The organism is Collimonas fungivorans (assembly GCF_028292705.1).
GTDB classification, from domain to species: Bacteria; Pseudomonadota; Gammaproteobacteria; order Burkholderiales; family Burkholderiaceae_D; genus Collimonas; species Collimonas fungivorans_B.
In genome coordinates this window covers 1-5,605 of sequence record NZ_JAQGLV010000107.1, presented here as the reverse complement: position 1 = coordinate 5,605, position 5,605 = coordinate 1, and the positions used below count along the sequence as shown (strand labels likewise).

General features: G+C 61.7%; 5 protein-coding genes. 3 read left to right on the top strand and 2 right to left on the bottom strand.

Annotation, left to right across the window (positions count from 1 at the left end; translation table 11 throughout):
* Both mog and yjgA read right to left on the bottom strand, forming a co-directional pair.
* Nucleotides 1–602 (bottom strand): molybdopterin adenylyltransferase (mog, locus tag JWQ61_RS05360; RefSeq protein ID WP_304359612.1); only part of this gene is annotated, 602 nt, incomplete at its 3' end.
* Nucleotides 589–1,188, bottom strand: a complete 600-nt coding sequence (gene yjgA / locus JWQ61_RS05355; protein WP_304359611.1) for a ribosome biogenesis factor YjgA — start codon at nucleotides 1,186–1,188, stop codon at nucleotides 589–591. The genes yjgA and mog, both read right to left, overlap by 14 nt.
* Before the next feature lie 76 nt (nucleotides 1,189–1,264).
* Here yjgA and pmbA point away from each other — a divergent pair, with 76 nt between their 5' ends.
* The 3 genes from pmbA to JWQ61_RS05340 all read left to right on the top strand — a co-directional run.
* Nucleotides 1,265–2,629, top strand: a complete 1,365-nt coding sequence (pmbA, locus tag JWQ61_RS05350) for a metalloprotease PmbA (RefSeq protein WP_304359610.1) — start codon at nucleotides 1,265–1,267, stop codon at nucleotides 2,627–2,629.
* A 428-nt stretch (nucleotides 2,630–3,057) separates the two neighbouring features.
* Nucleotides 3,058–4,605: a sugar ABC transporter ATP-binding protein gene (locus JWQ61_RS05345; protein ID WP_304359609.1), complete on the top strand. Its 1,548-nt coding sequence runs from the start codon at nucleotides 3,058–3,060 to the stop codon at nucleotides 4,603–4,605.
* 59 nt (nucleotides 4,606–4,664) lie between these two features.
* Nucleotides 4,665–5,605, top strand: a 941-nt coding sequence (locus tag JWQ61_RS05340) for a ribose ABC transporter permease (protein ID WP_304359608.1), incomplete at its 3' end; no start/stop codon positions are given.

Here is a 5,605-nt window from a genome sequence, read left to right as displayed (position 1 = left end):
GCCGATTTCGGCCGGAACGCCTTGCATACCGCTTCATTGGTTTCGATGTACGGACCGCCGATCAGGTCGATGCAATAGGGCACGGCAGCGAAGATGCCGGATACCTTCTGCTTGCCGTCGGCGTCTTTCAAGCCTTCCAGGGTTTCCTTGATGGCTTTCGGCTGGCCCGGCAGGTTCAGGATCAGGGCCGCGTGGTCGGCGCTTTCGCGGATCACCGCGACTTGCCGCGACAGGATCGCGGTCGGCACGAACTGCAGGCTGATTTGCCGCATCTGTTCACCGAAGCCGGGCATTTCCTTGGTCGCCACCGCCAGGGTTGCTTCCGGCGTCACGTCGCGCCGCGCCGGGCCGGTGCCGCCGGTGGTCAGCACCAGGTCGCAACGCTGCTGGTCCACCAGCTCGACCAGGGTTTGTTCAATCAGTGTACGGTCGTCGGCGATCAGGCGGGTTTCGACTTGCCATGGGGTGCTCAGTGCAGCCGCCAGCCAGTCTTGCAGGGCAGGGATGCCCTGGTCCTGATAGACGCCGGTGCTGGCGCGGTCCGAAATCGACACCAGGCCGATTTTCAGGTTCGCGGTCGGCGCCGGATTAATTGTGCTCATCTTGCTCGTCGTCGTCTTCGGCGTCGATGTCATCCTGGTTGCCCGACGATTTTTGCAGCTCTTTCAGCAGCTGGAAAATCTCGCGATACGCTTTCGGCGGTTTGTTCTCGGCCTGCTCCTTGCGCGCATTGCGGATCATGGTGCGTACATGCTGCACATCCAGTTCCGGATGCTGCGCCAGCAGTTCGGTCAACGCGCCGTCATTCTTCAGCAGGCGGTCGCGATGGCGTTCCAGCGCGTGCATGGCGGCGGTGTCGGCTTTCGACAGGCCTCTCCAGCTGTCCAGGGTTTTCTGGATTTCGGCGAGTTCGTGCGGCTCCAGCGTACGCATCTTCTTGCCTACGTACTGGGTCTGGCGGCGGCGTCCTTCGTGGTCCTTGATCTGCTGGCATTCGAGGATGGCGTCGCGCACATCTTCCGGCATCGGCACGCGCTTGACGCGGTCGCGCGACTCGGCGATCAGCTCTTCGCCGAGCTTCTGCAGGGCGGTCATCTCGCGCTTGAGCTGGGACTTGGAGGGACGGTCGTATTCTTGTTCGAACTCGCTGGACTGAAAGCCGCAGGAGCCCCGATTGGGATTTGGCATGATGTTAAGGGTACTTCCATACTGTAAACGACTGCTATGATAACCGTTTTATACCTTATTCAAAGAAAACCGACCCATGAGCGACTCCGTATTTATCCATAGTCAAGAGCAATTGCAACAGTTGGCGCAGGATGTCTTGCGTTATGCGCGGGAAAAAGGCGCTTCCGGCGCCGCCGTCGAAATCAGCGAAGGCAGCGGTTTGTCGGTGGGCGTGCGCAAGGGCAGCGTCGAGACGATCGAGCAAAACAAGGACAAGGGCATGGGCGTCACCGTCTACCTGGGCGAGGAGGGCCATACCCGGCGCGGCAATGCCAGCACTTCCGACTTTTCGGCCAAAGCCCTGCAGGATACGGTCGAAGCGGCCTATAACATCGCCCGTTTCACGGCTGAAGACGATTGCGCCGGCTTGCCGGATGTTGATACTTTGGAAATGAATCCGCTGGACTTGAAGCTGTGTTCGCCGTGGCTGATCTCGGCGGAAGAAGCTGTCGAATTGGCAAAACGTTGCGAAGCGGCAGCATTTGCCGTCGACAAGCGCATCACCAACAGCGAGGGCGCCGGCGTCTACGCCCAGCAATCCCACTTCGTCAGCGCCAATTCGCGCGGTTTCATGGGTGGCTATCCGTTTTCGCGCCATACCATTTCAGTGGCGCCTATCGCCGGCAAGGGCGGCAACATGCAGCGCGACGACTGGTATTCGTCGATGCGCGATGCAAAGCAGCTGGCCAAGCCGGAAGCGATCGGTCGTTACGCCGCAGAGCGTGCACTGGCGCGGCTGAACGCGCGCCAGCTGGATACCCGCAAGTGCCCGGTGCTGTTCGAGGCGCCGCTGGCGGCCGGCCTGCTGGGGGCGTTCGTGCAGGCGGTGTCGGGCGGTGCGCTGTATCGCAAATCGACCTTTTTGCTGGATACGCTGGGCAAATCGGTGTTTGCGCCGCATATCCAGATCGTGGAAGACCCGCATGTCATCGGCGCGGTCGGTTCGGCGCCTTTCGACGAGGAGGGCGTCAAGACCCAGCGCCGCGACGTGGTCAAGGATGGCGTGGTGCAGGGTTATTTCCTGTCGACTTACTCGGCGCGCAAGCTGGGCATGAAGACTACCGGCAATTCCGGCGGCTCGCATAACCTGAGCATTACTTCCTCGCTGACCAAATCCTCGGACAACTTCAAGGCCATGCTGAAAAAGCTCGATACCGGCCTGCTGGTGACCGAACTGATGGGGCAGGGCGTCAACTACGTCACCGGCGATTATTCGCGCGGCGCTTCCGGCTATTGGGTGGAAAAGGGCGTGATCCAGTACCCGGTGGAAGAAATCACGATTGCGGGCAACATGAAAGACATGCTGGCCCAGATCGTCGCTATCGGCGCCGATACGCTGATCCGCGGCACCAAGCAGACCGGCTCGGTATTGATCGAGAGCATGACCGTGGCAGGCAACTGATCGCAGGCGTCCCGCCTCCCCGCGCGGGCGGTTTTAACCGGTATCCGACACCTCCTTCGTGGAGGTGTTTTTTTGTCCCCATCGCTTGTATTGTCTGAATATCAAAAAAAGCAAGCGCTTGCGCAAGCGCTTGCTTTCCACTAATATTGATCGCAAATCAGGTCGCAAACCATATTTCGGTGTGGCCCAGGTAAAGATAAAAGACGCAAGGAGACAAATGAAAATCCCGCATCCCGGCAAGGCGCCAGGCCTTCGCTTCGCACCAGCATCAAGATTTGATATTGAGCGATCGCTCACGCCAAGAATGTTGGTGGCAGCGGCTCTTCCTTGGTTTCACTGAAAAATTCTTATCCGATCACACAAGTTGTTTATCGATTCGATGAGTTTTTAAAAAAAACTGATCGATCAGTCAAAGCAAGGGGGTATCCATGAAACCTGCAGCAGGCGCGACGCCAATCCTCGAGATGCGCGGCATCTCCAAGACCTTCAGCGGCTTGCGGGTGCTGAAAGAGGTCGACCTGACCGTGTATGCCGGCGAAGTCCATGCCTTGATGGGCGAGAACGGCGCCGGCAAGTCGACCCTGATGAAAGTCCTGTCGGGCGCCCACCAGGCCGACGCCGGCGGCGAGATCCGCATCGACGGCCGGCGCGTGGCCAGCTACGGTCCGGGCGCCGCCAAGGAACATGGCGTGGCAGTCATTTATCAAGAACTGAGCCTGTGCCCCAACCTGAGCGTGGCCGAGAACATCTACCTGGGGCGTGAACTGAAGCGCGGCTGGAGCGTCGACCGCAGGGCGATGGAGGCGGGCTGTGTCGATGTCTTGAAGCGCTTGGGGGCTGAATTCACGCCGCAGACCAGGATCAGCACCCTGTCGATCGCCGAACGCCAGCTGGTGGAGATTGCCCGCGCGATCCATGCCCACGCGCGAATCCTGGTGATGGACGAACCCACGACGCCGCTGTCTTCGCGCGAGACTGATCGTTTGTTCGCATTGATCCGGCAGTTGCGCCAGGAAGGGCTGGCGATCGTCTACATCAGCCATCGCATGGCGGAAATCTACGAACTGTCGGACAAGGTCTCGGTATTGCGCGACGGCAAGCACGTCGGCATGCTGGCGCGCGCGGAACTGTCGGCCGAGGCGCTGGTGAAAATGATGGTGGGGCGCGACCTCTCCGGTTTCTACAAGAAGGAACATGCGCCTTACGATCCCGGCAATGTCGTCATGCGGGTGCGCGACATGGCTGACGGCAAACGGGTGCGCGGCTGCAGCTTCGATCTGCATGCGGGCGAAGTGCTGGGCATCGCCGGCCTGGTCGGCGCCGGCCGCACCGAACTGGCGCGTTTGATTTTTGGCGCCGATCCACGCATTTCCGGCACGCTGGAAGTAGCCGGCAAGGCGGTCGCGGCGCTGCGCGGCCCGGTCGATGCGATCCGCGCCGGCGTGGCGTACCTGACCGAGGACCGCAAATCGCAAGGCCTGTTCCTGGACATGAGCGTACGCGACAACATCAACGTCTGCGCCTGCGTGCCGGACGCCAGCTACGGCGGCGTGCTGGACCGCAGCCGCGGCGCGCAGCGCGCCAGCGCCGCCATCAAGTCGCTGGCGATCCGGGTGGCTTCTCCCAACATCAATGTCGGCGCGCTGTCCGGCGGCAACCAGCAGAAGGTATTGCTGGCGCGCCTGCTGGAAATCAAGCCGCATGTGCTGATCCTGGATGAACCGACGCGCGGGGTCGACATCGGCGCCAAGTCGGAGATCTACCGCATCATCAACGAACTGGCCCAGGCCGGCATCGGCGTGGTGGTGATTTCCAGCGAGCTGCCGGAGATCGTCGGCACTTCGGACCGGGTGCTGGTGATGCGCGAAGGCGAGCTGGTGGCGGAGCTGGGCGGGCATTCCGGACGCGAAATCACCCAGGAAAACATTATCGAACTGGCGACCGGCGCGCAGCAGGTCGAGCCGCAGGCAGCCTGATCGGCGGGCGGCCACGCAAGACGGTAATCATGAATCAGAACAGCAAGGAGACAAATATCATGGAAGCAAGTAGCAAGATCACGGCCGAAACCATCGGCAAGCGCGAGCAGCTGCGCGGTTTGTTGCGCACGGTCGGCATGCTGCCGGTGCTGCTGTTGCTGGTGCTGGGTTTCGCCCTGATGAGCGAAAATTTCTTCACGGTGCAGAACCTGTCGATCATCACCCAGCAGGCGTCGGTGAATATCGTGCTGGCGGCCGGCATGACCTTCGTCATCCTGACCGCCGGCATCGATCTTTCGGTCGGCGCGATCCTGGCGGCGTCGGCGGTGGTGGCGATGCTGGCTTCGCTGTCGCCGCAGTTCGGCATGCTGGGAATCGCCGCCGGCATCGGTTTCGGCCTGCTGCTGGGGCTGGCCAACGGCGTCCTGATCGCTTTCATGCGCTTGCCGCCGTTTATCGTCACGCTCGGCGCGCTGACCGCGATGCGCGGCCTGGCGCGCCTGCTGGCGGATGACAAGACCGTGTTCAACGCCGAACTGCCGTTCGCCTTCATCGGCAACGATTCGGTGCTGGGCGTGCCCTGGCTGGTGATCATCGCCTTGCTGGTGGTGGCGGTTTCCTGGTTCATCCTGCGCCGTACCGTGATCGGCGTGCAGATCTACGCGGTTGGCGGCAACCATGAAGCGGCGCGCCTGTCCGGCATCAAGGTGTGGAAGGTGCTGCTGTTCGTGTATGCGGTGTCCGGCCTGCTGGCCGGCCTGGGCGCGGTGATGACGGCGTCGCGCCTGTCCGCGGCCAACGGCTTGCAGCTGGGGCAGTCTTACGAACTGGATGCGATTGCCGCGGTGATCCTGGGCGGCACCAGCTTTACCGGCGGCGTCGGCTCCATCGGCGGCACCCTGGTCGGCGCGCTGATCATCGCGGTGCTGACCAACGGCCTGGTGCTGCTGGGCGTGTCCGACATCTGGCAATACATCATCAAGGGCATCGTGATCATCGG